Raw genomic sequence first — 26,998 nt, 5'->3', positions numbered from 1 at the left:
ACGTGTTACTCACCCGTCCGCCGCTAACTATCAGAGAAGCAAGCTTCTCATCAAGTCCGCTCGACTTGCATGTATTAGGCACGCCGCCAGCGTTCGTCCTGAGCCAGGATCAAACTCTCCATAAAAGTGGCCGAAGCCAGTTTCAGGATGGCTTGTTAGCTCATCGCTGACTTACTTGTTAAAACCTGTTTGACAGGTCGCTCATTGTTCAGTTTTCAAAGAACAAATTCTTGTGAATCCCTTGTCGCGTCTAGCTTTTCCTGTGCTTGTCCAACTCTGTTTAGCAGCGTTGTCTCAGCGGCGACTTAACTAAGATACCATAGACGACAATCTAAATGCAAGCATTTTTTTAATAAATCTTTATTTACTTTTTTTCTGCGACTTATATCCGCAAGGCTGTCTTCTATATGTAGATGTTCTTGACAGCAATCACACTCCAAACGCACCAGATGTGCGCTGTGCGCTCTCTCCCTCATACAATTAATTAAAGCTACTGTATGAATAAAGAAGCCGCCATTGACTCCGAAGAATCCATGGCGGCTGGCTCATTAGTTATTTATTCACCTGCACGTTCACGCATATGCGGGAACAGCAGAACATCGCGGATCGATGGCGCATCGGTCAACAGCATAACCAGCCTGTCGATACCGATACCGAGACCGCCTGTCGGAGGCATGCCATACTCTAGGGCACGGATAAAGTCTTCGTCCATCTCATGCGCCTCGTCATTGCCCTTCTCACGCTCAACAAGCTGTGCCTCAAAGCGCTGGCGCTGGTCAATTGGATCATTCAGCTCGGTAAATGCGTTCGCATGCTCGCGCGCAACGATAAACAGCTCGAACCTGTCGGTAAACCGCGGATCACTGTCGCTCTTCTTGGCCAGCGGCGAAATCGCTACCGGATGTCCGGTAACAAAAGTAGGCTGAATAAGCGTATGCTCGACGAACTCCTCGAAGAACGCATTCAGAATATGCCCGAATGTCATATGCGGCTCTACTTTAACATTATGAGTCTTGGCATGCTGATGCGCTTCCTCATCCGTCATCTGCAAGGAGAAGTCTACACCCGTTGCTTCTTTGACAAGATCAACCATGGATACACGGCGCCAGGATGGCGACAGATCCACCTCTTGCCCCTGGTAATTGATCTTGGTCGTTCCAAGCACTTCTTGAGCGATATGCGCAACAAGAGACTCCGTCAAAGCCATAATATCTTTGTAGTCGGCATATGCCTCATACAGCTCGATCATCGTGAATTCCGGATTGTGACGTGTCGAGATGCCCTCATTCCGATAGACGCGGCCGATCTCATACACCTTCTCCATACCGCCGACAATCAGACGCTTCAGATGGAGCTCGATCGCAATCCGCATGAAAAGCTGCATATCCAGTGCATTGTGATGCGTAATAAACGGTCGGGCCGATGCCCCGCCGGCAATTGCATGCAGGGTAGGCGTCTCCACCTCCAGATAACCTCTGCTATCGAGGTAACGACGCATCGATTGAATAATTCTCGAGCGCATGATGAAGGTTTGCTGTACCTCCGGGCTAACGATGAGGTCCACATACCGCTGGCGGTAGCGCAGCTCAACGTCCTTAAGCCCGTGGAATTTATCAGGCAGAGGGAGCAATGATTTGGATAAAACGATAATTTCCTTGGCTTTAATCGACGTTTCACCGGTATTCGTCTTGAAAACTGTGCCGCGCACACCGATAATATCGCCAATATCGAGCAGCTCAAAGGCTTGATATTGCTTTTCTTCAACACTGTCCTTACGCGCATAGATCTGGATTTTGCCGCTCAGATCCTGAATATGGGAGAAGCCCGCCTTGCCCATTCCCCGCTTCTGCATAATACGTCCAGCCAAGCTTACTTCAATGGCCTGGCTCTCCAGATCTTCCTTGCTTGTCTCTTCATAAGCATCGAGAATTTCCTTCGCATGATGCGTCCGCTCGTATTTTCCGCCGAACGGGTCGATTCCAAGCCCTCTAAGTTCATCCAATTTGTCTCTGCGAATCTGCAATAATTCACTTAATTCCTGCTCTTGCGTTCCCTGCTCCACTTCATTCATCTCCTCGTTATGACTAGGCAGCAACCTGCGCCTGCGCTAAATAGGGAAAAAAGCTTCCAATGGAAGCTTTTCCAATCCTGTATGCCTGATAATTATTTTTTGATATCCACAATTTTATATTGAATAATGCCCGCAGGTACATTGACTTCAACAACGGTCCCTTTTTGCTTGCCGAGAATCGCTCTGCCAACCGGGCTTTCATTCGAAATCTTGTTCTTAAGCGGATCAGATTCAGCCGTACCCACGATCGCATATTCCATCGTATCGCCGAATTCCATATCCTCTACCGTTACAATGGAGCCGATGCTCACAGTATCAATGTCAATATCATCATTGTTGATGATACGGGCATTGCGAAGCATTTTCTCAAGCGTAATAATACGCCCCTCAATAAAAGCCTGCTCGTTCTTAGCGTCCTCATACTCGGAGTTCTCGCTAATATCTCCATATCCAATCGCAACTTTAATCCGTTCAGCTACCTCACGACGCTTGACCGATTTCAAAAACTCGAGTTCTTCTTCCAGTTTCTTCAGTCCGTCCTGAGTCAAAATGATCTCTTTATCGGCCATGTTACTGATTCTCCTGTCGTGTGACTATTTTCATACCTTGTATGAATTCACTGTTACTCAATATATTACTTACTCAAACCTTAATGACACCGCGCAGGGGTCCGTTAGTCTGTTCACTCTGTCAGGCGGACGGTCTGTTACAGATTATATTGAAGAATTATATTGCAAATTTACCCCATATGTCAACGAACCTTAAGCGTTCTTTGAGAACGCTTAACCTCTTGTCTATCTTGCCATTGGCTTGAATCTGGATACGCAAGGCTGTGCCGCATGCATCTTCCATAATTAATGATGAACAGGCGCATCCTCTGTATGCGATACTGCCAAACTTGGCCGCTCGCTATCCTCGCCAAGCGAATCGATGTAATGTTCAAGGATCTGAGCCATCTTATCCCTGCCTGTCTCCTCCATGATCACGTCTTTAACACGCGCACCACCGGGAAGGCCCTTCAGATACCATGCCAGATGCTTGCGCATTTCACGTACAGCAACCGCTTCTCCCTTGAGATTCACCAGCCGGTCCATGTGAAGGATCGCGATTCGCATCTTCTCTCGCGGTGACGGGTCAGGCAGCAGCTCACCCTCTGTCAAATAATGAACGGTCCGATACAGCATCCACGGATTGCCGAGCGCGCCCCGCCCGATCATAACGCCATCACTGCCGGTATGCTCCAGCATACGCTTCGCATCCTCAGGCGAGAACACATCCCCATTGCCAATAACGGGAATGTTTACCGCTTGTTTGACATCCCTTATAATATCCCAATTTGCCTTGCCCGTATACAACTGCTCACGGGTACGTCCATGAACACTTACCGCCATGCCGCCTGCACGCTCCACTGCCTGGGCATTCTCTACGGCAAACACATGCTCGTCATCCCATCCGATCCGCATCTTAACCGTAACCGGCTTGCTGACAGCATCAACGACCGCTGATACCATCTCGTAGATTTTGTTAGGGTCAAGCAGCCAGCGCGCACCCGCGTCGCACTTCGTAACCTTAGGCACCGGACAGCCCATATTGATGTCGATAATGTCCGCATTGGTCTGAGTATCAACAACCTTCGCTGCCTCGACGAGCGATTCCCGGTCGCCCCCGAAAATTTGCAGACTTAACGGCTTCTCCCGTTCGTCCACGAACAACATCTCAAGTGTGCGTTTATTTCCGTGCAAAATAGCTTTATCGCTTACCATCTCCGCGCAGACGAGTCCGCAGCCGAATTCTTTGGCAATCAGTCGAAAAGCCGGATTGCACACGCCTGCCATCGGCGCAAGCACCACTTTATTCTTCATCTCGATGTTTCCGATTTTGAGCATGCCGCTCTCCACTCCCTTCTGACATTAGGAAGAAACAGCTTAGGAACGTCGTTTGTACGTTACTGTCAGCTTCCTCAATAGTTAAGTTATATGATGAAATTTGAATAGCCATCTAACATCTACATTCTGAACGCACTTGCAGCCTCATTGACGGCTGCCGTCAGCTGTGAGCTCCTCGTAGCTGATGCCCAGCGTATTCGATATGCGGTCCAGCAGCTTGGGATCCGGCTTGCGCGTCCCGCGCTCAAGCGACCCCAGAACAGCAACTGACACGCCCAAACGCTCCGCAAGCTCTTGCTGTGTATAGCCTTTTAACTTTCTGAATGCGCGGACACGCTGCGCCAATTGATCGTATTCCATAACGAGATGCCTTCCCCTCCATCCTGTAGCACACGGCTCGCAGCTTCTTCAACCTGCTCCTTCAACGTATGAGCGGGCAACAGCACATCTCGCAGCGGAACAAGCACGAATGCACGCTCCATCATACGAGGATGGGGCAATGTCAGCTCCTCAGCGTCCATGACTGTTCCATCCATCAGCAGCAGGTCAAGGTCGATTGTACGCGGACCCCAGCGAATGTCCCTCGTTCTGCCAAGCTGATTCTCGATGCCAAGCATCGCCCTAAGCAGCTCAAGGGGCTCCAATGTCGTGCGGATGGCTGCCGCCATATTCAAGAAAGCAGGCTGATCCGTATACCCGACAGGATCTGTTTCGTAGATGCCGGACACACGAATTACTTCAATGTCCGGATGCTGCTCCAGATGAATCAGCGCCTCCTTCAGCATGCGCTCCCGTTCTCCAACATTAGAGCCAAGAGCGATATAAGCATCAAGTACGCATGGAGCAGCGAGCTGTGAACTGACTTTCTCACCTGTGCCAGCTGATGTATGTATATGGGTATGCCGTTGATTATCGGAATTCTTTGCACTCAGGCACTCAGCGCCCTGCAGGTGCTTATTGTTCATGCTCATCCCGCTTTCTGCAAAGTTCAACAGTCATGCCGTCAAAATAAATTTCAAACGGCGGGTGAGGTTTCGTTACACGAACCGTCACTGCATTTACACTAGTATAAGCGTCGAGCAGCCGTGATGCAATGTTACCCGCTAAAGCCTCCACCAGTTTGAAGGGTGGCCCCTGCACAATTGTTTTGACTAGAGCATGCAGTTCCGCATAGTTCACCGTCTGATTCAAATCATCCGTTGCGGCTGCCCGCGACAAATCCAGATGAAGCTCAACATCGACGATATATTGTTGACCCAGCTTGTTCTCTTCAGGAAATACGCCATGATACCCGAAGAATCGCATCCCACTCAGTGATAATCGATCCATGAAAGATCCTCCTAAAAGATATCTTGCTAGATGTTCTTAAAACTCATTTCGCAAACTCTTCTGCCTATATACGATCGCATCAGCCATCTTCGCTGTTTGCTTCATTTCCTTCACATCATGTACACGTACAATCTGACACCCCTGCGCGATACCCAGCGTTACTGTCGCGGCCGTTCCGAATATAGACTGCTCGGCTGCAAGCTGCAAGGTATTCTGGATAAACCGCTTGCGTGATGTAGCTAGCAGCACAGGATACCCAATCGCTGTAAGCTGCTGCAGATTACCCATCATCGTCAGATTGTTCTCGTAATCCTTAGCGAAGCCAATGCCAGGATCAAGCCAGATCTGCTCAGCCGCAACGCCTGCGGCAAGTGCAGTCCCGATGCTGCTGCGCAGGTCAGCAATAACATCCGGTATGAAATCCGCATAATTACGGTCATGCCGATTATGACTCAAGATGACCGGACAGCCATAAGCCGCAGCAACAGAGGCCATATCTTCATCTGCCTGCAACGCCCATACATCGTTAATAATATGCGCTCCTGCCTCCAGAGCCTGCCGCGCCGTCTCTGCTTTGTAAGTGTCTATGGAGATAGCCGTATCCGGCAGCTCCTGACGTATGGCCCGAATAACAGGCAGCACCCGCCGCAGCTCTTCCTCAAGTCCGACCTTCTCTCCACCCGGGCGGGTCGATTCGCCGCCGATATCTATAATATCGACGCCATCGGCCACCATCGCCCGAGCATGCTGAACAGCCGCTTCGATCTCCAAGAAACGTCCGCCGTCGGAGAACGAATCAGGTGTCGTGTTTAGAATACCCATAATAAGCGTCCGATGTCCGAGCTCCAGCTTGACCCCTCCAGACAGCTCGTATGAACGAATGCTGGGCGTCCAATTGTCATTATTCTTATAGGCAAGCATCGCAAGCACCTCATCTTTCTCCTTAACCTGAAAGGGACACAGCGGCATCACTACCATACAAAAAAACCGTGATCATCTGCCGGGATCACGGCTCTCATGCTAGATCTTACCGCTCAATCCGTTCTTCATCGTGCTGCGCCTGCCCGCTGACGAAGGAAATTACGCAACAGGGCAAGGCCATTCTCCGTAATTATTGATTCCGGATGGAACTGAACACCTTCAATCGGATATTCTTTGTGACGAAGTCCCATGATCTCGCCTTCAGCTGTTTCCGCGCTGATCTCCAGACAATCCGGCAACGTCTCGCGCTTAACGATCAGGGAATGATACCTTGTCGCCGTGAAGGGTGAAGGAATTCCCTCGAATATGGTCTTGCCGTCATGCAGCATCTCGGAAGTCTTGCCATGCATCAGCTTATCCGCACGCACGACATCACCGCCGAATGCTTGCCCGATTGATTGGTGGCCCAAGCATACGCCAAAAATCGGAATTTCACCTTTGAATCGCTCAATTAACGCCAGACTAATGCCCGCTTCATTCGGGCTGCACGGACCGGGAGAGATAAGGATATGATCCGGAGCTAGCGAAGCAATGCCATCGAGATCGATTTCGTCATTGCGCTTAACAACGATCTCCTCGCCAAGCTCCCCCAAATATTGAACCAGATTATACGTAAAGGAATCATAGTTATCAATAACCAATATCATCAATATTCCCCCTTCTCAATGTTTGAAGTCCACTCTCTTATTGCCAATTCTGCACGTCTTCTTTTGCAAGCTAGTATACCGAATTGACGCGCAAAAGAAAAGGGCATTCAGGCTTAGAACGCCTTATCCAAGAACAAATGGACCCCCATCACATCGGGAGTCCATTCATATGTTAAGCCGATCCTAGTTCTCGAAGTTAAACAATGGTGTCGACAGATAGCGCTCGCCATTGCTTGGAACAATTGCAACAACACGCTTGCCTGCACCAAGCTCTTTAGCTACTTGAAGTGCGGCATAGATTGCTGCACCGGAGGATATTCCGCACAGGATACCTTCTTCTTTGGCTGCACGACGCGCATATTCGAATGCATCGTCATTCTCAATCGTGATCACGCCGTCATAAATGTCACGGTTCAAGATATCTGGAATGAAGTTAGCTCCGATACCTTGGATTTTGTGCGGGCCTGGGTTGCCGCCGGAGAGCAAAGGAGATGCTGCCGGTTCAACTGCATATACTTTCACGCCTGGGAAGTTGGCTTTCAATACTTCACCAGCACCAGAGATCGTTCCGCCTGTACCGATTCCCGCAATGAATGCATCCAGCTTGCCGTCGAGGGAATTGATCGCTTCAACGATTTCTGGACCTGTTGTCTCACGGTGAACCTTAACATTCGCTTGGTTCTTGAATTGTTGCGGCATGAAATAGGAAGGATTCTCCTTCTGAAGCTCTTCAGCACGGCGAACTGCACCATTCATACCTTCAGAGCCCGGCGTAAGCACAAGATCAGCTCCATATGCGCGAAGCAAGTTGCGACGCTCGATGCTCATCGTTTCAGGCATAACAAGGATTGCTTTGTAGCCTTTGGCTGCTGCAACCATTGCAAGACCAATACCGGTGTTGCCACTAGTAGGCTCAATGATCGTATCGCCTGGCTTGAGGATGCCCTCTTGCTCAGCCACTTCAATCATGCTGATCGCAATCCGGTCTTTAACGCTTGCACCGGGATTCTGGAACTCCAATTTAACGTAGACCTCTGCACTGCCTTCAGGCACCAAACGGTTTAAACGGACTAACGGCGTATCGCCAATAAGTTCAGTTACGCTTTGTACAATCTTTGCCATGAATGAAGATCCTCCTTATTCCGACTAATTCAGTTGGTTTTACCTACATCTTATCAATGCAGGCCGCAAGTGTCAATAGGCACTTTAACTTTAATGGATCTCTGTGGTGCTGCCGCAATTGTGGTCATTGTTACTGCACAATCTTGGCACCGTATTTGGACAAAAGCTCTTCTTCCACTTGTTGAAGCGGCTGCGCTTGGGAGAGGGCCAGTTGCTTCCTGGCAGCCTCTCGCAGCCTCCGTTCGTCCAATTGCTCCGTTACCCGCTTCTCAGCCAGATAGATGATTGCTTGCCCCTCATCAATTTTGATCGGCACGCTCCATGCTCCCGGCTCCAGCTGGCTTGCTGCATCAAGAATGGCCTCATCAAGAAAAGGATCATCCCCATCGATCATACCGAGATCCCCGCCGCTGTAAGCAGTCAATTCATCAAGCGAATAGGTTCGGGCCAGCAATGCAAAATCCTCTCCCGCATCCAGCATCTGCAGTATATCCTCAGCATCCCGTTTATTCCGGGCAACGATCCACGATAGCCGGTATTGGGTTCGGGGTTGAAACTCTTCCGGGTTGCTCTCGATGTAGTCTTCAACCTCCGAATCCGTTACGTCAATGGATCGAATGGCGATTTTCTCGAGCAGCAGACGATATTGGATATCCTCTTCGATAGCCTCCGGCGTCAGAGCCAGCTGCTGCTTCATAGCCTCGTAGAAATGTTCTTCATCCTCATAACCGGACATCGCATTCGTTAGCTCTTCCCCCAGCTCCTCCGTTGAGATGCTCAGGCTGTATGCTTCCGCCTCCAGCCGTATAGCCGCACGTACCATCAAGGTGCGCAGCACAGAATCACCATACTGACGGCGAAGCTGGCCGATTAGAGCTGCTGACGTAATTTGCTCGGAGCCTACCGTTGCCGCGATTCCGTCTGCGACACTAGCCTGATCCGTGCCTTCATCCTTCTCGTCCACCGGCGGGGCCATCGGTTCAGAAGCTGCCATGACCTGAGTGACAACCACAACGGCCAGCACAATCATACATACGGCTTGAAGAAGTACGACGCCCCTCAATACTTGGTCTTTCTTCATCATGCTTGGCCTCCGATTTATTGAATCGGCTTCAGCTTGGCTTGGTTAAGCAGCTTCTCCAGCTGCGGGCGGTCAAATGCATACTTCTCATTGCAGAAATGGCATACGACTTCAGCTTGTCCGTCTTCTTCAATTAACTGTACAAGTTCTTGCTCACCCATACTAATGAGGGTTCTCTCCACACGCGCATGAGAGCAATTGCATTGAAAGGCGATATCAAGCGTGCCCAATATCTGCAGATCATCACCAACAAGCCAGCGCAGCAGCCCTTCCGGCGTTTCACCTTGATCGAGCAGCGAAGAGATCGGCGGCAGCGTGCCCAGAGCCTGCTCCAGCTTGGCAATTTCCTCATCCGCTATTCCCGGCAGCAGCTGAACGATAAAGCCTCCGGCATTCAATACTTTCCCATACTCATCGACAAGCACACTGAGACCTACAACTGAAGGCGTTTGCTCGGAGGTGGCAAAATAATAAGTGAAATCCTCCGCAAGCTCTCCGGATACGATCGGGATACTGCCGCGATAAGGGTCTTTAAGCCCGAGATCCTTAATGATATGAATGTGGCCTGTCCGTCCTACAGCACCGGCTACATCAAGCTTCCCCTGTGCATTGCTTGCCAGCTGCACCTGTGGATGATCAACATAACCACGCACTTCCCCTTTTGCATTGGCATCGATGACGATAGAGCCGATCGGGCCATCGCCCTTCACCTGAATGGTGAGCTTCTCCTCGCCCTTCAGCATGGCGCCCATCATCGCTCCCGCTGTAGCCGAACGGCCAATCGCTGCAGTTGCTGTCGGCAGCGTGCCATGACGACGACGCAGCTCGTCAACAAGCTCGGTGGTTTGCACAGCGAACACGCGAAGCTTCCCGTCCCATGCTGTACCCCGTACTAAATAATCCTTGGTGTCCTCCATTTCGCAGCTCCCTCCGTCGTTCATATAGAATATCCCGCTATATTAATGTTCCTGATTTCGTTCATAAATAATGCGCAGCCCCTCAAGCGTCAGCAGCGGATCGACTTCCTGAATCGTTTCCGATTCGGCAGCAATGAGCTCGGCAAGACCTCCCGTTGCAATAACTCGAGGCGATACATTGAACTCACGGCGGATGCGTCCGACGATTCCATCGACTTGGCCCGCATAGCCAAAAATAATGCCTGCCTGCATGGAAGTGACCGGATTGCGTCCAATGACACTCTTAGGTCTAACCAGCTCTATGCGCGGAAGCTTGGCCGCCCGCTGGTACAGTGCCTCCGTGGAAATCCCGATACCCGGCACGATCGCGCCCCCGAGATAATTCCCGCCGGCATCGATATAATCGAATGTCGTCGCCGTCCCGAAATCAACCACGATAAGCGGCGTTCCGTACTTCTCAATTCCTGCGATGGAATTGACGATCCGGTCTGCACCGACCTCGCGCGGATTCTCATACCGGATGTTCAGCCCCGTCTTCACGCCTGGTCCGACAATAAGCGGGGCCTTGCGCAGATACTGCTGGCAGAGCTGCTCCAGCGTCCGCATAAGAGGCGGAACAACCGAAGAGATGATGACTCCATTAATATGTTCCAGCTTCACGCCCGCATAATGCACCAGATTATGAATCATAATCCCGTACTCATCCACGGTAGCGGACCGGTTCGTACTGAGCCGCCAATGATGAAGGAGCGTCTTGCCCTTGTATATACCAATAACGATATTGGTATTGCCTACATCGATGACTAGAATCACGCCGATGGTCCACCCTTCTTCTCATTCAAGTCAAGGCTGATATCCAGCGATTCGAACGAATAGGTTAACCCGCCGACCGAAATCACATCGACACCGCATTCTGCAATATCTCTTACCGTGTCCAGTCGAACGCCGCCGGAAGCTTCAATGATGACATGCGGTGCATGCGATCTGATCTGCCGAACAGCCTCCCTCATCAATTCATGCGTCATATTATCAAGCATTATTATATCCGCACCGCTAGCAAGAGCTTCCTCTACCTGCTGCAGCGATTCCGTCTCCACTTCAATCTTCATCGTGTGCGGAATAATTGCCCGTGCTGCCGCAACAGCGGAAGAAATGCCGCCCGATCCTTTAATATGATTATCCTTGATCATCACAGCATCATACAACCCGAACCTGTGGTTGGAGCCCCCGCCGACACGTACCGCATATTTCTCCAGCAGCCGGTGTCCCGGTGTTGTCTTGCGCGTATCGGCCAGCCGGACAGGCAGCCCTCCCAGCGCCTCCACATAAGCGTGTGTCTTCGTGGCAATGCCGGACAATCGCTGCAGCAGGTTAAGGGCAAGCCGCTCGCCTGTCAGCAGGCTGTGCGCGCTTCCTTCCACTTCTGCGAGGACCGTTCCCTTTGCTGCGGCCTGTCCATCACTGACAAGCGCGCGGAAGGTTAATGAAGGATCCACCACATGGAAAACAAGCCTGGCGATGGGTATGCCCGCTATAATACCGCTTTCCTTCACATGGATGACAGCCTTGGCTAATGTGCCTGCCGGAATTGTAGCCCAGCTGGTGACATCGCCTGTGCCGATATCCTCTGCCAGCCAAGATCGTATTTGAGCGCTCAGCGTATCCAGGTTACCCGCGCTTATTGCGTGTAATTCCGCATCAAACATCGTTAATCCGCTCCTCTATAACACCATGCTCCCGATGGAGCACGGAATGCTTCCGCCATACGAGATCATCCCGGTCAGGGAAATCCTCGCGATAGTGCGCGCCGCGGCTCTCCTCGCGTGTTAACGCCGCCTCGGTCGTCAGCATCGCACAGGTTAACAGATTGGCAAATTCATATTCCTCACGCTTTGTCAGCTCGGAATGGAAGATCGGCAGCTGCCGCTTGAGCTCTTCCAGCCCTTTGCCCAAGCCCTTCCCATCACGCCGCAGTCCTGCATAACGAACCATTATTTTCTGCAGCTTCAAGCGTTTCTCCACGACCGCCTGTATAGAGGGCTCCCGGCGATCCAATGAATCCATATGTACCGTTGTATCCTTGGGAAGCGGCTCCAGCTGATTAATCCGCTCCACAATTCGGCGGCCGAACACGATCGCCTCTGATAAGGAGTTGCTCGCCAGCCGATTCGCTCCATGAACACCTGTAGACGAGCATTCGCCGCAGGCGAATAATCTGGCCACGTTCGTCTCCCCGTTCAGATCCGCCTTGACTCCGCCCATCATATAATGCGCAGCAGGAGCCACCGGAATCCAATCCGATGTCATATCCAGACCATAATTCAAGCAGAATTCATAAATAGTAGGAAAACGATGCTTCACCATATCCGCCGATTCATGGGTAATATCGATATAGACGAAGGTTGACTTCGTCTCTTCCATTTCGCTCACAATTGCACGGGCCACAATATCGCGTGGTGCAAGCTCAAGCTGCTCATGATACTTCTCCATGAAGCGCTCGCCCTTAATATTGCGCAGTACTGCTCCCTCTCCGCGTACCGCCTCAGAAATCAGGAAGCGAGGCGCACCAGGATAACAAAGCGAGGTTGGATGAAACTGAATAAACTCCACATCTTGTATGTATGCCCCCGCGCGGTACGCCATAGCAATGCCGTCGCCTGTAGCGACCTCTGGATTCGTGGTATAGCGGTATAATTGACCCGCGCCGCCTGAGCACAGTACGGTCGCCTTGCCCCGCACGAACAATCGCTGTCCGTCCGGCTTCTGCACAAGAGCGCCAAGGCACTTTCCATTATCCGTTATGAGATCAATAACAAAGTGATCATCCCATACCTCAATGCGCGAATTCTCGACAGCCTTCTCTGACAGAGCGCGAACAATCTCGAAGCCTGTCGCATCTCCATTGGCATGCAGAATACGCCGCTGGCTGTGTGCGCCTTCTTTCGTCAGCGCAAACTCGCCATTCTCTTGATCGAATTGCGTGCCCATGCGCACCAAGTCATCGACGCCCTTGGGGCCTTCATGCACAAGCAGCTCGACCGCTTCATCCGCGCACAGACCTGCACCCGCTATAAGCGTATCCTGCCTATGGTAGGCGGGGGAATCATCTTCCGAGATAACAGCGGCGATGCCGCCCTGCGCATAGCGGGTATTGCTGTCGAGAAGCGACTTCTTCGTAATCATAAGCACTTCATTCGTCTTACTCGCTTTAATAGCGGTAAAAAGACCGGCAATGCCGGCCCCAATGACAATAACATCCTTATCAATGACAGGCAGATCTTCTAATACAACATCAACTAAGTATCGTGGAATCATCGCGGTCAACTTTCCTTTCTGCGGAAAGAGAGTAGCGCATGCTACTTCACTTGTAACATGCGCTCCAAGGATAAACGTGCTTGATTGGCAACCTGCTCTGGTACATAAATCTGTGGCTGCATCGTCTCCAAGCATTTCACAAGCTTCTTCAGATTGTTCACTTTCATGTTTGGACAAACCAAATATTTGGTGGCAAAATGAAACGTTTTGTCCGGGCTGTCAAGCCGCAGCTGGTAGCCTGTCCCATCCTCGGTGCCAACGATAAACTCCTTGTTGGGCGATTCTTTGCAGTATTTGATAATTGCGGTCGTGCTGCCGACAAAATCGCCCAATTCGACAACCTCGGGACGGCACTCCGGATGCACGACGAATTCCGCGCCAGGATGCTTGGCCTTCATCTCTTCTACATCTTTGACGGTCAGCATATCATGGGTGTTGCAGTAACCTTCCCAAATAATCATTTTTTTATCCGTATTCTGCTGCACGTAATGTCCAAGATTCTTATCCGGTACCCAAATAATCTCATCGGACTCCACAGAATTTACGACACGCACCGCATTCGCAGAGGTACAGCATATGTCCGTCTCCGCCTTAATTTCTGCTGAAGAGTTAATATACGTCACAACCGTCGCATTGGGATGCTGTGCCTTCAGCTTGCGGAGGCCATCAACATTAACCATATCCGCCATTGGGCAGCCAGCCCGTTCATCCGGTATTATAACCGTCTTGTTCGGAGCAAGAATTTTAGCGCTCTCCCCCATGAAATGAACACCGCAGAATACGATGACATCCGCATCGGTTTGTGCTGCCTTCTGTGCAAGCAGGAAGGAATCGCCACGGAAATCAGCTACCTCCTGTATTTCATCGCGCTGATAATAATGAGCAAGAATTATGGCATTACGCTCTTTCTTCAGCTGCATCAAACGTTCTCGCAGCTCACGGTTTTGTTCCGCTTTACGCTCGAGTGCCAATGCTTCCATCGCAATTTCTCCTCTTTTTACAGACTTTGTGAACCGATGCACAAACTCGGACAGCAGCGGCTGTCGAGCTGCGATTCTGGACTATATATGGATTCCGGTATTCATTATTAGCGTATCCATTTCCCCAATGAATCATCGATGCTGATAATCGCTCGATTAACATTATATTTACACAACGCTGGAAGTACTGTCAACCGATAAAACAGGCCATTTCAGCCGTTTTCGACAAGGATTCCTCCTGAAATGCTGGGCAGCACTGCGAAAGCTTACAGTTATACGACTTATCCATCGCTTGCATGCCGTGATCCTGCAGTCCACAAAGATAAGAAGGCTGCCCTAGCAGTTGCCTGCTTGCGGACAGCCTTCCGTAATCAACTAACTATTGTTATTGGTTCCACCATCAGTGCCGCCGTCCGGATCAACTGGAGGCTCGGTGTCATCTTTAGGCAAGATTCGCACCTTCACACCGCCAATTGTATCTACGATCGGCTCACCCTTGGGCTCTTCGATTGGCTCAGTGGAGCCTTCGCCGTTGCCTTCGAGCGAACCTGTCTCGATCAAGCGCTTGATTTGTTCGATCTCAAGCGTCTCTTCAGTGAGCAGCGTTTGTGCGATGAGATGAACTTCTTTCGTCTTCTCCGTAAGAAGCTCCTTGGCGCGGGCATAACAAGCGCCAATAATATTCTGCATCTCCTGGTCAATCTCATAAGCGATGGCATCAGAGTAATTCTGCTCATGTCCGATATCGCGTCCGAGGAACACCTGACCTTGCGAGCTGCCGAATTGCAATGGTCCGAGCTTGTCGCTCATTCCGTATTCCATGATCATAGCACGAACGATAGCTGTAGCTTGCTTGAAGTCGCTGTAAGCGCCAGTACCGATTTCGCCAATGAAGATCTCTTCTGCTACACGGCCGCCGAGCAGCCCCGTAACTTTATCGAGAAGCTCTTGCTTCGTGTTCAGCATGCGATCGCCATCTTTAGGCAGCATGATGACATATCCGCCTGCGCGTCCGCGCGGGATGATTGTTACTTTATGCACTTGATCAGCATGCTCAAGGAAATAACCGACAATCGTATGGCCTGCCTCATGGTAGGCAACAATCCGTTTCTCCCGGTCGCTAACGACACGGCTGCGTTTCTCCGTACCTACAATGACGCGGTCGATGGCTTCATCTACCTCGATCATTGCGATATCCTTCTTGTTGCGGCGTGCTGCCAGAAGCGCTGCTTCATTCAGCAGGTTCTCCAGATCAGCGCCAGTAAATCCGGTTGTACGCTTCGCAATGACATCAAGCTTGACGTCCTTGGAAAGCGGCTTGTTGCGCGCATGTACCTTCAATACCGCTTCGCGGCCTTTCACATCTGGACGATCGACTGTAATTTGACGGTCGAAACGGCCGGGACGCAGAAGCGCCGGGTCCAGAATATCAGGACGGTTCGTCGCCGCCACGATAATAATTCCTTCATTCGCACCAAAGCCGTCCATCTCAACGAGCAATTGGTTGAGCGTCTGCTCACGCTCGTCATGTCCGCCGCCGAGACCGGCGCCGCGCTGACGGCCCACCGCATCAATCTCATCGATAAAGATGATACAAGGCGCATTCTTCTTCGCATTCTCAAACAAATCACGAACACGGGAAGCCCCGACACCGACGAACATCTCAACGAAGTCCGAACCGGAAATGCTGAAGAATGGCACACCCGCTTCACCTGCAACTGCGCGTGCGAGCAATGTTTTACCTGTACCTGGAGGTCCGTTAAGCAGTACGCCCTTAGGAATACGTGCTCCGACCACCGCGAATTTGCGAGGGTCCTTCAAAAACTCTACAACCTCGACAAGCTCCTGCTTCTCCTCATCGGCACCTGCCACGTCCTCGAAAGTGACGCGCTTCTTCTCTTCATTGTACAAACGCGCCCGGCTCTTGCCAAAGTTCATCACTTTGCCGCCGCCGCCCTGCGCTTGATTAATCAGGAAGAAGAACAGAATGAAGATGATCACGAAAGGGATGATCGATGTTAAGAATGTGAGCCAGATGCTTGGTTCTTCCATTGGCTCGTTCTTGATCTCAACATTGTTCTTGGCCGCGGTCTCATAAATATCCTTGACCACAAATTCTTCTATATTCGTATGAGTATAGAATTGAACGGACTCAGACCCATTGGGCTTCTTATTATATTCACCAGTGACCAAATAGGAGTATCCGTCAAATTGTAGTGAAATCTTCTTTACGTTATTCTCATTGAGCGCTTGTCTCAATTGATCGTATCGAATTTCGACGGTGGTATCATTTTGGCTGCTGATAAATTGGAAGATCCCAACGGTCACCAAAAAAATAATCAAATAAAATCCAGTGTTACGGATGATTCGATTCATCCCCTACCTCCTCTCAAGACGCTTAAATATTTTACCATAGCATGACTTTCCTTCACAAATACACGGCAAGGGAACGACATGATATGGATAATCGCATCATTCAGGAACAAATCCGCGGCTGCGGACATGCTGCTACTTCTCATAAACTTCAGGCTTTAGAACGCCGATAAGCGGCAGATTGCGGTATTTCTCCGCGTAATCAAGCCCGTAACCAACGACAAATGCATCAGGCAGAATAAATCCCTTATGGTCTGCTTCAAGCTCGACCTTTCGCCCTGACGGCTTATCGAACAACGTCACAAGTGTAACCGACTTGGCATTACGCCTCTCCAGCACATCAATCAGATAGCTGAGTGTAAGTCCGCTGTCGATAATATCCTCGACGATAATAATTTCCCGGCCCTGCACAGGTACGTCAAGATCCTTGATAATCTTGACAACCCCGGATGTCTTGGTGGATTGTCCGTAGCTGGATACAGCCATGAAATCAATCTCCAGCGGGATTGTAATCTTCTTCACCAGATCGGCCATAAAGATAAACGCACCCTTCAAGACGCAAATCACGAGCGGGTTGCGTCCTTCAAACTCCCGGCTTATCGTTTCTCCAAGCTCGTCAACCTTCTGCTGAATCTGGTTAACGTCATACAGAACTTCTTGAATGTCATTCAGCAATGCCGGGACCTCCTATGTTTTTACCTATACTATGAATGAATCAGTGCATCTTATTCGAGACAATATTGTCCGATGCCGGATTTTCCATCCGAATATGCAGGACGCGGGTGGTCGATGGCAGTACCTGCGCCGCGTCAGACCGCCTGACGCCAGGAATCCAGAGCACCTTGCCTTCCCCATCCACCAGAAGCGGAAGAATCTCACGCTGTGACGGAGCAATTCGGTCGTCAACGAACATATCTTGTACTTTTTTGGTGCCGTTTAAACCAAGTACCGCCATACGATCGCCGGGACGGCGATTGCGAACGGTTAGCGGGTATTGAAGAAGCGCCGCATCAAAGATCGCTTCCTGTCTGTTCTTAGGCCTGTCAGCACTTGAAGATGGCAGCTCGCTAAAGATCAGCCTTGCATCCGCTTCAGACACTTCCAGCTGTGCTGCACCTTCTGTGACGATATACTCATATCCGCCGCCAGAACGCTCTAACGATCCGCTCTCTGGTTGGGCACGGATGAACCGCAGCACATCATACTCCCGAACGAACCGGATTCCTCTGCCCGCATCAATGCTCCACGTCGAGGCCGCACCTCTGTCGGCCGCATGCCTGATCGTCTCAATGATGTCGAAGGAAGTGGTTTCCATTTCCAGTCCAACACATTTTAATATTAATTTAATCATTCTCCTTTGTAAAGCGACATGCAGGCTCAGCAGCGCTTCGCGATTCATCTGACATCCTACGCTGTTCTGCCGGACATAGCGGTGAAACGCCGCTTGCGTCTCCCCCTCCATCCACTCGTCCTCTTGCGCTGCAAGCAGCGATAATCGGACAAGCGCATTGGCGATCTCTGGATTATATTGAGCCAGAGCCGGCAATAAATCCAGCCTTACTGTATTGCGGAAGTAATATCGCTGCTCATTGCTGCTGTCTTGACTGTATCGAAGCCCGCGATTCTTACAGAAACTTAGAATGTCTGCCTTGTACATACGTAAGAGAGGCCGAATAAGTTCCACGTTTTTTTCAGTACGCCGAATAGGTATGCCTGACAGTCCTCCCGGGCTTGTTCCTCGGACAATCCGCATGAGTACAGTCTCCGCTTGATCGTCCCCATGATGGGCGATTGCGATCCGCTTGGCCTGGTGCTTCTCGGCTACTTCATGCAGATAAGCATACCGCTTCTCCCTCGCAGCCGATTGCGGATTCATTCCCGTTTCTTCTATATAAGCAGGCAGATCGATGTATGTCGATTCGCAGACAATACCCAGCTCGCCAGCCATTTGCTTCACCGACTCTGCTTCAAGCGCCGACTCTTCACCGCGGAATCCATGATCGACATGGGCCGCGATCAGGGTCAGCCCTTCTTTCGGTGCCAGCTCATGCAGAATATGCAGCAGAGCAACCGAATCCGGCCCGCCTGATACAGCTACCACAATCGTGTCTCCTGCCGCCCATAGCCGCTCCTCGGCAGCAGTCTGCGACACTACGTTCAACCAATCCTCCATATATGTACATCCCTCTCCAATTGGTGCCGCTATAACCCATTCTGCAGCAGCCAGTAGATCGTTGTCGCGAGCAGAGCAGCCGATCCGACAAACAAACCCTTCAGCCATCCAGGCGTTGGGGCCGAGGAGCGCTTGGTCCCGGGACGGTGCATCCACTGCTGCCAAGCCGCCGCCGCTTCGCGCGAGCTGCTGAATTCGCCGTACAGTGCCTTGCGCAGCCAGCCGCCTAACGGCTTGAGCGCCGGGATCGTTCCTGCAAGGCGCAGCAGCTCGTCAGGTGTCCGCATCTGCGGAAGCATCGCCCCGATCAAATTAGCTAATCTGCGGCTGTCATGCAATTGGATACAAAGTACGGCGAAAGAGAACAGATCGTAGCCCGGCTCAGCGATACGCGTGCCGGCATTCCAATATCCACGGTCATAAATCTCCGTGAATTGCCGCACACCCTTGCCAGCAGCGGTGACGCCTCCATAGTCGACCAGATCGACACGTCCGTAATCGGCAACCATTACATTCTCCACCTTAAGGTCGCCGAATATCCATCCTGCCTCGTGAAGCTCGCCAAGCTTGCCAAGCAAGCTGTAGCCCACAACCGGGAACCAGTCCATGCCATGACGCGCCAAATATTCGGAGAGCGTAGCTCCCCGAATATACCGCATGACATAGAAAGGGTAGTCCTTCCCGTCCATGCCCCGCAAATCATCGACATCGACAAGGAATGCTTCCGTCCGCGATCCGCGCTGCTGCTTCGCAATCGACTGCAGTACGTTAACCTCTGACTGTAAATCGACCGCATCAGCACCAATTTTCAGCGCATACCAGCCTCGATTCCGTTCTACGAGGAATACTTTTCCATTAGCTCCTTCACCAAGCAGCCGTTCTACTCTATAGCTGCCCTGCTTCCACTTGCCCTTCACGACCGTGCCGCGGGGCAGGCTCCATTCAAACGACGTAGTCACTCATCATCCCGTCCGTTCCGTCATTCTTCCTACTACCATAATCGGCTTTTCGGTAAAAATCAATGACCCCCATCAGCGCCGGACCTGTCGGCGTCGTCCCGCGCATCTGCAAACGCGGAAATAATGACGTCATCCCGTTCACATTGCTCGTCCAATCCAGATCAAGCATGCAATCCTCGCCATAAGCCGTGCCTGGAAAATGGAATACCGCAATCTCGCTGCTGCCCTGTCTGGCTTGCAGGCTCAGCACCAGATCGCGAATCGCTTCTTCGACTGCCTGAAGCTTAGGCTTCATGCTTGCGCTCGCATCGATCAGCAGCGCGACACGCAGCTTGCTTGTTTCCCCCAGTTCATCAATGACGCGCACGACCTCCCCGCGCTTATCAGGCGGCAGCGACTCGATTGATGACGAACCAAACACCTGCTTTAACTCCCGTTGAACGGCATGCTGAATCGTTTGCGCCACCGTTTTGCGTGTCAGCATCTGCACTGTCTGCGACAGTTGCTTCGTATGCGCAAGACGGCTCAGACCGCCGCCCGCCCGGGCGATCTCTTCAATCTCAGCTGATCCAAATTCACCAAGATCTCCTTGATCCACAACTCCGACAACATTGACCGTAATGCCCTCCGCATATGCTTGGGCCGCCGCCACAACCGGGCTGATGCCGACATTGGAGCAGCCGTCTGTAATCAGTAATATTTGATTCACGATTCATACCTCCCAAGTGGTGGAATCTACCGATAGTAGTCTCCCTACCATCGTGCCCACATTTGAAAGGATATAACCTCAGGGAGGTTTGCGGGCTTGGATATTTGGGATAATTATATCTATTAATAAATTAAAAAAATTATAATATTTTAATGTTCAATAATCATTATTTCGACAATAATCGACAAGATTCGCTATTTACACAAAGTAGATTCTGCTTTAAATATAGTATGACAACCATTTATTAGAAGGAAAGGGTCGCCACTATGCCTTTTATATTTCCCAGTTTGGAAAACAACAGTTACAACTTCAGCAGTAACCTATCCAGCCATAAGCCGGTGCCAAATACGGCAGCAACGGCTGCCGTTGCGCCACCAGCCATTGCTAAGAAAGACATAGTAACAATCTCCGCCGCCGCAGCCAGTATGCTTGTAGCCGCGCCACAGATCTCCAATATATTATCGCCATCCAAAGCCACGGCCAAGCCTGCTCCAGTGTCGGCATCATCAAGCGCCGGGTTCGTTTATTCAGCTAATCGGATCAAAGACGACAGTATAAACAGTGGCAAAGCTGCAATTGCCTTGCCGACCCGGCTTTCTCCTAATGAACAGATTCTAAGAGCTAAACTCGACTATGACAACGCCCAGAAGATCGGCGATAAGGCCGCAATGAATGCCGCTAGCGCGCTCGCTTCGACGGCCCGAAGCAACGGAGCCACTATTTCTATCAATGTCACTCTGGATGAGGCCATGAGAATCGTTGCGAATAAGCAGATTGCGAAATCAAAGGATGGTACTGGGATCGGCAGATCGTACGATTAGAGCTTTGAAGGGATCCATTAAAGGGGGCACTATGGCAAAGATCTTTGAAGATTATTTCTCGGAATTGCAAGCAGATATGGTCTCGATTTGTATGGATTATGTAAACAATAAGGCAGATATGATATTTATATATGCTTCAAATGAATACGGATTAATTAGTTCAGATGTATTTTACAAAATAAATAATTGTATCGTTGAAAAACACAAGGTGAATAATGCGATTCAAAACGCAGTTAGCCACTCCTATCACCTATATAATGTTTCTAGAGATAGGCAGAACGCAGTGCTCAATATCTGTAATGAAAATATTCGCGCAATAAAAGAACTATGCAAAAAATATAACAGAGAAATGCCTGCAGAAATGAAACTGATTTATGATGTCTCTAAAAATAAATTAATCGCTACGTACTGTTACGAGAGCAAGTATACCCACGATCCAGTGAAAACGGCCGATCATATTTTTGACGAGTGGTTTGAAGAAATGGGTGGGAAACTGTGCTGACAACCGCGCCCAGCGTAAGGGTCAGTGTCTGAGATACGGCAGCGGCTGAGACATATAATAAAAATGCCCGAAAACACCACGTAAGTGTTTCCGAGCACCCGCATCTTATTTGTCAGCGGCTATCTCCCGTTCAATGACGCCCCACATGAGCAGGCTAGCTCACCGTCCTTGGACGCTCAAGCTTGGATATGCCGGGCCAGCGGAAGGTCGCCCATTCCGGCTGATGCTTGTCCACTCTGGCCACAACTACGGTCATATCATCGATAATGTCGCCTTTATGATAGCGCACAACGGTCTCCAGCAGCGCATCGGCGATTTCTTGCGGATTATCGCTGCTGATCTCCTGAATGACCCGCTTCATCCACATTTCTTTATTGGCCGCATGGCCAGGCGCATCATAGATTCCGTCCGTCATCATAATTAAAGTATCGCCAGGCTGGAGCTGTACGCGAATAAGATCGACGTCGATCTCCTGCAGAATGCCGACCGGCAGGTTATTGGCCGATATCGAGATGACCTCTGTCCCCCGCTTGATAAAGCTTGGCGTTGAACCAATCTTCATGAATGTCGTCTTCGCCGTGTACATATCGATCAACGCCACATCGACAGTGGCGAACACTTCATCAGAGGAACGAAGCAGCAGCACGGAATTAACCGATTTGATCGCCAGCTTCTCATCCATACCCGATTGCAGCAGCTGCTGCAAGATGGTGAGCGCCGTGCTGCTCTCAAGCTTCGCCCGCTCCCCATTGCCCATCCCATCGCTGATCGCAACGGCGAATTTGCCATTGCCCAGCTCCACGGTACTGAAGCTGTCGCCCGATAACAGATCGCCTCCCTTGGCAACACCGGCAACACCAGTCTCTACCTCGTAGGCTTTGGCGGAGCCGAATATAACAAGCGCAGGCTCACCGCTTTTCTCCGGATACCTCTCTGACATAACAGCGATTGGCTCTCCCAGTATATCCGTCAGCAGCGGCGCAATAATTTTGCGGCATTCATCGTATCCCCTTCCGAACGTATGGAACACTTCAATCTCGACATTGCCCTCCTCCAGATTCACGACATCAATACCCTGTATTGATAAACCGAGCCCTTCCAGCGCCTCCCGGATCTGTTCCTCCTGCAAATGCAGCTGCTGTCCTTCCCGCTGAATCTCGCGCGCCAAATCCTCCATAACCTGCGATACACCGGACAGCTGCTCCGCGACAAGCTGGCGGGAATCGTTAAGCTGCTTCCTCCACAGCTGATCATGCTTGTACAATTCATACTGCTGGCCCATTACATCAAACACCTGCTGGGATTTCATGCAATGCACCCGCCACTCCTTAGGCCCCTCCTTCTGCCCGATTCTTCTCCCTTCCTCAACGGCTGTCATCATATGGGTCATCATCTTGTACGTATCGTAAAATTTCCCTTCCCAGCATAACTCCTTGCGATGGCAGGAGCTGCAGATCTTCTCCGCTGCCGCATTCATGAAATGACCAACCGTCTCTTCGCGCTTGACGCTCTCATTGACCGTATTCACCTGCCCGAAGCTGCGTGAGAGCTGCCGGAATACTTCAGAGAATTGCGCTACACGCTGGGCCGTTACATCCCGCACACGCCTAGCGTATTCATGCTGTGATTTCACATGCTCTGTTGTGCCGGGCACATACTTGGCAATCGTGCGGACGATGGTGCGCGGTGTTATCAGGAATAAGCTTGCAGCAACGACGGATTCCCATGTTGAGGCCATCACATCTCCCTGGCTGCCGACATAAATAGAGAGAATAGCAGAGCCGAGCAGCATCCCGAATGCAACCGCCATTTTGCCCCCTTCGCGAAGCAGACCGGCCAGCAAGCCGGCAAAAGCGAGCAGGCTCATTTGTACGACCGCATTGAAATCCGCGAGGCTGAGGATGAGTCCTGCCACAACCCCGACCGATGCGCCGAGCGGCGCTCCCCCTACAAATGCGAATAGAAGCAGCATATACCGCGACATGATATGTTCAACGGACAAGCCATATACAGCCCAGCCAACCGCTCCAGTCATCACAGAAGCCAGCAGAATCATGAGACAGATAATTTCCTCATTCTTAAGCGCAGACGTCTTCTTCGTCATAGTGAGTACAGGAATCGCCTGCACGAATACTAGCGTCAGGACGAAGCCTAATGCCGCCTCAACCCCAACCATCATCAGCTCATACCAGCCCAGTGCATCAGCTATTACAACGCCGAACAGCCTAACGAGCAGCATCGAGATAAATACAAGCATAGGGGCATAAGACAGCTCCGAGCGTTCATAAGCTTCCAATCCCTTTAGCAACAGGTACATTACAGCCAGCTCCACAGCGATCCATAGCGGCTCCGCCGTTATGGCCAGGCAGCTGCCGGCGACGATTGACAGCGCGACCGAACGATGGGCATCATGTCTAAGAAAATAGATAACAGCGAAGTAAGAGACGGCGAAAGGCGCAAGCGATTCCAGAATAACCGCACGGCCCAGCAGAAAGCCAACTGCCATGAGCACGAATGTCCATTTTCTGGAGGAAATCATCTGAAAGGCGCGGCGCGCCATCGCCCAATTCATCCCTTTGCGAACTGCTGCCTGCACGAGGCTTGTCCGCTGAACACCCGGGAACATCACCACATTCTGTTTCTCCATCATTGTTAAGACACCGCCTTTTCCCTTATTGGTGTCTCTTATTATAGGAGCTGATTTCTATGAAGTTTGTCAGAAAGCGTTGTCATTCCAAAAGTTTTTTCCGACAAAATCGCCTCTTCCCGCCTCGGCTGGCACCGCTGCAGCAAACGCATACATAGCGCGGCTTTGATCATTGCCTAACGGGGGTAATCTGTATAATCTTCAACAAAAACCGTTATGATGGAAGCTCGCGATGGGGGCTAAACGCCGTCCGAACCTGTCGGGATTGGTGGAGAACACGGGAAAAGTTTTTGATAGACGGAGGAATACTTGCGGGTTCAGGAGCATAAGTGGCAGGCAAGCTGCCGAGAGAAATGAATAATCGCCGGAAATGCCAAAAAAGGCAGAGCCATTAAGGCTCTGCCTGCAAGTCACCTATGAGATTAGTCGCGCTTGGCTCCGCGGCCGCCGCGTTTGGATTCTGTATTCTTCTTCAGAGAAGAGATACGCTCCTCACTATCCTTCAGGAAGCGGGACATTTTGTCCTCGAATGTTGGCTTGCCGTAAGATGGTTTGCCGGATGACTGCTTGAAAGGCCGTCCGCCTCCACCGCCTCCGCCACCTGGTCCGCGGTTAAAGCCACCACCACCGCCGCCTGGTCCACGATTAAAGCTTCCGCCTCCACCGCCGCCACCTGGTCCGCGATTGAAGCCTCCACCACCGCCACCTGGTCCGCGTTCGCGTTGAGGTGGAACAGAACCCTCCGGCCGGTCTATTGCCTGTTTAATCGAAAGTCCGATTTTCCCGTCTTTATCCACATTAATGACCTTCACTGTGACAACATCGTCCAGCTTCAAATGGTCTTTAACATCCTTGACGTAATTATCGGCAATTTCTGAGATGTGAACGAGCCCTGTGACACCTCCCGACAAATCGACGAATGCTCCGAAATGCGTAATGCCTGTCACTTTGCCCTCTAACTTGGCGCCCACTTCAATTGCCATAGGTGAAAATTTTCCTCCCTAACTGTTATGTGAAGCTAATAGCTTCAGAAGTATTAAAAAAATGAGAATACAGCTTACTAACGTGATTATAACCGAACGAGAGAAGCAAGGTCAACAGACGGATACCCGATTGCAAGCCTATTCAACGACAATCTGCTTCTCGCCTTTCTTAACCAGACCCTGCTCCTTCGTGGCAAGCTGTTCGATATATTCCTTATCGTTCAGACGCTCAACCTGCAGCCTCAAATCATTCATCTGCTTCGTGGCCACATCGATCTTGCCCTGCACTTCAGCAAGCTTGATCTCCGCCTGGCCTTGACTCTCCAACTGAGTAATGAATGTATATATCGCCCAGCCCATAAACAACGCGATAACGAAAAGCCAAATTTTAAGCCGACGCTTGGTACCTGATGGTGCAGCTGGTTTGTTCGTCTGGATTGACGTTATCAACGCTTGGACCTCCTGACGTTATAGATAATAGTCTATCTCTTATCGTCCTTCTTCCTATTCTTCCATCTTCGCCACAACTCTGCAGTATAACGGAAAGCAGCCTGGCATCTCTCCTTGATCCTCCACTTCAGGAGCAGCGGGCGGAACCATTGACCGAGCCAATTGCCCACAGGCCGCAAGAGCGGCCGCATCAAGAATAGCACCAAAAGCCAGAGCGGACGAACCAATTGTACCACAATTCTGAATAGGAACATAGTGAACGCGGCCAAAAAAGCAAAAATCAGTTTTGCCAGACGAAATAGAAGCTGCAGCGGCCGGACTACAAGCAGCATGAACATCGTGATGACTAACTGTATAAGCGCCCTCAGCCCCCGAATCAACGCATGTACAAGCTTCTCCACCAGTTTGCTGAACAGCCAGTAATGACAAGCTATTCCAAGCAGCAGCCCCAGAAACACATATGTCCGCACTTCGCCCTCGTTACTTGCGGACAGCACGTGGAAAACGATGAGCGTAGCGGCGATCCAGTAAAGCAAGTCCAGCACCGGAATCCACCAGCGATTGATGCGGAGCTCGTCCGACACGACACGATAGCCGTCGAATACAACACCCATGCCGATACCGGACAGCAGCATCGTCAGCATCGTCCACCATTGTACACTAAGACTCACTTAAACAGCTTCCCCAGAAAACTCTTTGATTTCGTTGCGGTATTCCCGTCCAAATAGGCGAGTGAATGGACGAGCCCCTCAATGGCAACAAGACCTTGCTCCAGACTCAAATGCTTCATATGCAAATTATGTCCGCGGATCGTTAAGAAGCCGAGCTCCGTTTCGAGCAGAAATTCTTCGTTATCGAAGCTTTCCACATTCATGACGCCCGTAATTTCAAGCAGCTTGCGGTTAAGCATCTTGACTTCCTGACGTTTCTGGCCTTTTGCATGATCGTTCATCGCTTCAATCCCCTCCCTCAAGACTAGCCTATGGGAGTAGGACAGGGTTTAGAACCCGCAGGTGCCGGGATTGGTCAAGCAAGGTTCTGCGACCGGTGCT

General features: G+C 50.9%; 27 protein-coding genes and 1 rRNA gene. 2 read left to right on the top strand and 26 right to left on the bottom strand.

What is annotated here, in order from left to right; all coding sequences use genetic code 11:
* The 21 genes from K0T92_RS22215 to K0T92_RS22115 all read right to left on the bottom strand — a co-directional run.
* Positions 1-125 (bottom strand): 16S ribosomal RNA (locus tag K0T92_RS22215); the annotation flags it as partial.
* 431 nt (positions 126-556) lie between these two features.
* Positions 557-2,071, bottom strand: a complete 1,515-nt coding sequence (lysS, locus tag K0T92_RS22210) for a lysine--tRNA ligase (protein ID WP_219874695.1) — start codon at positions 2,069-2,071, stop codon at positions 557-559.
* 92 nt (positions 2,072-2,163) lie between these two features.
* Positions 2,164-2,640, bottom strand: coding sequence for a transcription elongation factor GreA (greA, locus tag K0T92_RS22205; RefSeq protein ID WP_219874681.1), 477 nt, complete (start codon positions 2,638-2,640; stop codon positions 2,164-2,166).
* 285 nt (positions 2,641-2,925) lie between these two features.
* Positions 2,926-3,957, bottom strand: a complete 1,032-nt coding sequence (gene dusB, locus K0T92_RS22200) for a tRNA dihydrouridine synthase DusB (RefSeq protein WP_219874680.1) — start codon at positions 3,955-3,957, stop codon at positions 2,926-2,928.
* 144 nt (positions 3,958-4,101) lie between these two features.
* Positions 4,102-4,317, bottom strand: a complete 216-nt coding sequence (locus tag K0T92_RS22195; RefSeq protein ID WP_219874679.1) for a helix-turn-helix domain-containing protein — start codon at positions 4,315-4,317, stop codon at positions 4,102-4,104.
* Complete coding sequence (gene folK, locus K0T92_RS22190) at positions 4,269-4,922, bottom strand: 2-amino-4-hydroxy-6-hydroxymethyldihydropteridine diphosphokinase (protein ID WP_219874678.1); 654 nt, start codon at positions 4,920-4,922, stop codon at positions 4,269-4,271. The genes K0T92_RS22195 and folK overlap by 49 nt, the downstream gene beginning before the upstream one ends.
* Complete coding sequence (gene folB, locus K0T92_RS22185; protein WP_219874677.1) at positions 4,912-5,286, bottom strand: dihydroneopterin aldolase; 375 nt, start codon at positions 5,284-5,286, stop codon at positions 4,912-4,914. The genes folK and folB overlap by 11 nt, the downstream gene beginning before the upstream one ends.
* A gap of 36 nt (positions 5,287-5,322) precedes the next feature.
* The gene (folP, locus tag K0T92_RS22180; RefSeq protein WP_219874694.1) at positions 5,323-6,207 is read right to left on the bottom strand and encodes a dihydropteroate synthase; all 885 of its coding nucleotides are present in this window, start codon (positions 6,205-6,207) and stop codon (positions 5,323-5,325) included.
* A gap of 125 nt (positions 6,208-6,332) precedes the next feature.
* Complete coding sequence (pabA, locus tag K0T92_RS22175) at positions 6,333-6,914, bottom strand: aminodeoxychorismate/anthranilate synthase component II (protein ID WP_219874676.1); 582 nt, start codon at positions 6,912-6,914, stop codon at positions 6,333-6,335.
* Positions 6,915-7,097: 183 nt separating this feature from the next.
* Entirely contained in the window at positions 7,098-8,036 is a 939-nt protein-coding gene (gene cysK, locus K0T92_RS22170) for a cysteine synthase A (RefSeq protein WP_219874675.1), read from the bottom strand.
* 130 nt (positions 8,037-8,166) lie between these two features.
* Positions 8,167-9,120 carry a peptidylprolyl isomerase gene (locus tag K0T92_RS22165; protein ID WP_219874674.1) on the bottom strand — a complete coding sequence of 318 codons (954 nt, stop codon included), beginning with the start codon at positions 9,118-9,120 and terminating at the stop codon, positions 8,167-8,169.
* Between the two features lie 14 nt (positions 9,121-9,134).
* Positions 9,135-10,034 (bottom strand): Hsp33 family molecular chaperone HslO, encoded by a 900-nt coding sequence (hslO, locus tag K0T92_RS22160; RefSeq protein WP_219874673.1) that lies wholly within the window; start codon positions 10,032-10,034, stop codon positions 9,135-9,137.
* Positions 10,035-10,076: 42 nt separating this feature from the next.
* Positions 10,077-10,847 (bottom strand): type III pantothenate kinase, encoded by a 771-nt coding sequence (locus tag K0T92_RS22155; RefSeq protein ID WP_219874672.1) that lies wholly within the window; start codon positions 10,845-10,847, stop codon positions 10,077-10,079.
* Positions 10,844-11,740 (bottom strand): carboxylating nicotinate-nucleotide diphosphorylase, encoded by an 897-nt coding sequence (gene nadC / locus K0T92_RS22150; RefSeq protein ID WP_219874671.1) that lies wholly within the window; start codon positions 11,738-11,740, stop codon positions 10,844-10,846. Before nadC ends, K0T92_RS22155 begins: the two co-directional genes overlap by 4 nt.
* Positions 11,733-13,349: an L-aspartate oxidase gene (nadB, locus tag K0T92_RS22145; protein WP_219874670.1), complete on the bottom strand. Its 1,617-nt coding sequence runs from the start codon at positions 13,347-13,349 to the stop codon at positions 11,733-11,735. Before nadB ends, nadC begins: the two co-directional genes overlap by 8 nt.
* Before the next feature lie 41 nt (positions 13,350-13,390).
* Positions 13,391-14,329: a quinolinate synthase NadA gene (gene nadA, locus K0T92_RS22140; RefSeq protein WP_219874669.1), complete on the bottom strand. Its 939-nt coding sequence runs from the start codon at positions 14,327-14,329 to the stop codon at positions 13,391-13,393.
* 375 nt (positions 14,330-14,704) lie between these two features.
* Entirely contained in the window at positions 14,705-16,705 is a 2,001-nt protein-coding gene (ftsH, locus tag K0T92_RS22135; protein ID WP_219874668.1) for an ATP-dependent zinc metalloprotease FtsH, read from the bottom strand.
* A 132-nt stretch (positions 16,706-16,837) separates the two neighbouring features.
* Complete coding sequence (gene hpt, locus K0T92_RS22130) at positions 16,838-17,377, bottom strand: hypoxanthine phosphoribosyltransferase (RefSeq protein ID WP_219874667.1); 540 nt, start codon at positions 17,375-17,377, stop codon at positions 16,838-16,840.
* A gap of 40 nt (positions 17,378-17,417) precedes the next feature.
* Positions 17,418-18,875, bottom strand: coding sequence for a tRNA lysidine(34) synthetase TilS (gene tilS, locus K0T92_RS22125; protein ID WP_219874666.1), 1,458 nt, complete (start codon positions 18,873-18,875; stop codon positions 17,418-17,420).
* Positions 18,876-18,904: 29 nt separating this feature from the next.
* Complete coding sequence (locus K0T92_RS22120) at positions 18,905-19,834, bottom strand: protein kinase domain-containing protein (protein ID WP_219874665.1); 930 nt, start codon at positions 19,832-19,834, stop codon at positions 18,905-18,907.
* Positions 19,818-20,543 carry a vWA domain-containing protein gene (locus tag K0T92_RS22115; RefSeq protein WP_219874664.1) on the bottom strand — a complete coding sequence of 242 codons (726 nt, stop codon included), beginning with the start codon at positions 20,541-20,543 and terminating at the stop codon, positions 19,818-19,820. The genes K0T92_RS22120 and K0T92_RS22115 overlap by 17 nt, the downstream gene beginning before the upstream one ends.
* A gap of 266 nt (positions 20,544-20,809) precedes the next feature.
* On the opposite strand from K0T92_RS22115, the gene K0T92_RS22110 reads away from it, so the two are divergent.
* A complete protein-coding gene (locus tag K0T92_RS22110; RefSeq protein ID WP_219874663.1) occupies positions 20,810-21,364 on the top strand; it encodes a hypothetical protein in 555 nt (184 codons plus the stop codon).
* A gap of 31 nt (positions 21,365-21,395) precedes the next feature.
* Positions 21,396-21,866, top strand: coding sequence for a DUF600 domain-containing protein (locus K0T92_RS22105; protein ID WP_219874662.1), 471 nt, complete (start codon positions 21,396-21,398; stop codon positions 21,864-21,866).
* A gap of 154 nt (positions 21,867-22,020) precedes the next feature.
* Here K0T92_RS22105 and spoIIE read toward each other — a convergent pair whose 3' ends face one another.
* The 5 genes from spoIIE to yabP all read right to left on the bottom strand — a co-directional run bounded on the left by spoIIE (position 22,021) and on the right by yabP (position 26,898).
* The gene (gene spoIIE, locus K0T92_RS22100; protein ID WP_219874693.1) at positions 22,021-24,513 is read right to left on the bottom strand and encodes a stage II sporulation protein E; all 2,493 of its coding nucleotides are present in this window, start codon (positions 24,511-24,513) and stop codon (positions 22,021-22,023) included.
* Positions 24,514-24,935: 422 nt separating this feature from the next.
* Positions 24,936-25,496: a S1 domain-containing RNA-binding protein gene (locus K0T92_RS22095; RefSeq protein WP_219874661.1), complete on the bottom strand. Its 561-nt coding sequence runs from the start codon at positions 25,494-25,496 to the stop codon at positions 24,936-24,938.
* A gap of 138 nt (positions 25,497-25,634) precedes the next feature.
* On the bottom strand, positions 25,635-25,946 hold the full coding sequence (locus tag K0T92_RS22090; protein WP_219874660.1) for an FtsB family cell division protein: 312 nt from the start codon (positions 25,944-25,946) through the stop codon (positions 25,635-25,637).
* Positions 25,947-25,978: 32 nt separating this feature from the next.
* Positions 25,979-26,617, bottom strand: a complete 639-nt coding sequence (gene yabQ / locus K0T92_RS22085; RefSeq protein ID WP_219874659.1) for a spore cortex biosynthesis protein YabQ — start codon at positions 26,615-26,617, stop codon at positions 25,979-25,981.
* Entirely contained in the window at positions 26,614-26,898 is a 285-nt protein-coding gene (gene yabP / locus K0T92_RS22080) for a sporulation protein YabP (RefSeq protein ID WP_219874658.1), read from the bottom strand. The genes yabQ and yabP overlap by 4 nt, the downstream gene beginning before the upstream one ends.
* Positions 26,899-26,998: the final 100 nt, after the last annotated feature.

The sequence above is a fragment of the Paenibacillus oenotherae genome (assembly GCF_019443105.1).
Taxonomy (GTDB): domain Bacteria; phylum Bacillota; class Bacilli; order Paenibacillales; family Paenibacillaceae; genus Paenibacillus_Z; species Paenibacillus_Z oenotherae.
The sequence above is the reverse complement of the archived record's forward strand: the minus strand, read 5'-3'. Positions and strand labels throughout refer to the sequence as shown.

Excerpts from the sequence above, each read along its gene's own strand:
- K0T92_RS22165 (WP_219874674.1), bottom strand. The coding sequence starts at position 9,120 with ATGATGAAGAAAGACCAAGTATTGAGGGGCGTCGTACTTCTTCAAGCC.
- nadA (WP_219874669.1), bottom strand. The coding sequence starts at position 14,329 with ATGGAAGCATTGGCACTCGAGCGTAAAGCGGAACAAAACCGTGAGCTG.
- dusB (WP_219874680.1), bottom strand. The coding sequence starts at position 3,957 with ATGCTCAAAATCGGAAACATCGAGATGAAGAATAAAGTGGTGCTTGCG.
- folB (WP_219874677.1), bottom strand. The coding sequence starts at position 5,286 with ATGGATCGATTATCACTGAGTGGGATGCGATTCTTCGGGTATCATGGC.
- spoIIE (WP_219874693.1), bottom strand. The coding sequence starts at position 24,513 with ATGGAGAAACAGAATGTGGTGATGTTCCCGGGTGTTCAGCGGACAAGC.
- tilS (WP_219874666.1), bottom strand. The coding sequence starts at position 18,875 with ATGGAGGATTGGTTGAACGTAGTGTCGCAGACTGCTGCCGAGGAGCGG.
- folP (WP_219874694.1), bottom strand. The coding sequence starts at position 6,207 with ATGCTTGCCTATAAGAATAATGACAATTGGACGCCCAGCATTCGTTCA.
- cysK (WP_219874675.1), bottom strand. The coding sequence starts at position 8,036 with ATGGCAAAGATTGTACAAAGCGTAACTGAACTTATTGGCGATACGCCG.
- folK (WP_219874678.1), bottom strand. The coding sequence starts at position 4,922 with ATGAACAATAAGCACCTGCAGGGCGCTGAGTGCCTGAGTGCAAAGAAT.
- nadC (WP_219874671.1), bottom strand. The coding sequence starts at position 11,740 with ATGTTTGATGCGGAATTACACGCAATAAGCGCGGGTAACCTGGATACG.
- K0T92_RS22095 (WP_219874661.1), bottom strand. The coding sequence starts at position 25,496 with ATGGCAATTGAAGTGGGCGCCAAGTTAGAGGGCAAAGTGACAGGCATT.
- K0T92_RS22195 (WP_219874679.1), bottom strand. The coding sequence starts at position 4,317 with ATGGAATACGATCAATTGGCGCAGCGTGTCCGCGCATTCAGAAAGTTA.
- pabA (WP_219874676.1), bottom strand. The coding sequence starts at position 6,914 with ATGATATTGGTTATTGATAACTATGATTCCTTTACGTATAATCTGGTT.
- K0T92_RS22110 (WP_219874663.1), top strand. The coding sequence starts at position 20,810 with ATGCCTTTTATATTTCCCAGTTTGGAAAACAACAGTTACAACTTCAGC.
- nadB (WP_219874670.1), bottom strand. The coding sequence starts at position 13,349 with ATGATTCCACGATACTTAGTTGATGTTGTATTAGAAGATCTGCCTGTC.
- ftsH (WP_219874668.1), bottom strand. The coding sequence starts at position 16,705 with ATGAATCGAATCATCCGTAACACTGGATTTTATTTGATTATTTTTTTG.
- lysS (WP_219874695.1), bottom strand. The coding sequence starts at position 2,071 with ATGAATGAAGTGGAGCAGGGAACGCAAGAGCAGGAATTAAGTGAATTA.
- K0T92_RS22105 (WP_219874662.1), top strand. The coding sequence starts at position 21,396 with ATGGCAAAGATCTTTGAAGATTATTTCTCGGAATTGCAAGCAGATATG.
- hslO (WP_219874673.1), bottom strand. The coding sequence starts at position 10,034 with ATGGAGGACACCAAGGATTATTTAGTACGGGGTACAGCATGGGACGGG.
- yabP (WP_219874658.1), bottom strand. The coding sequence starts at position 26,898 with ATGAACGATCATGCAAAAGGCCAGAAACGTCAGGAAGTCAAGATGCTT.
- greA (WP_219874681.1), bottom strand. The coding sequence starts at position 2,640 with ATGGCCGATAAAGAGATCATTTTGACTCAGGACGGACTGAAGAAACTG.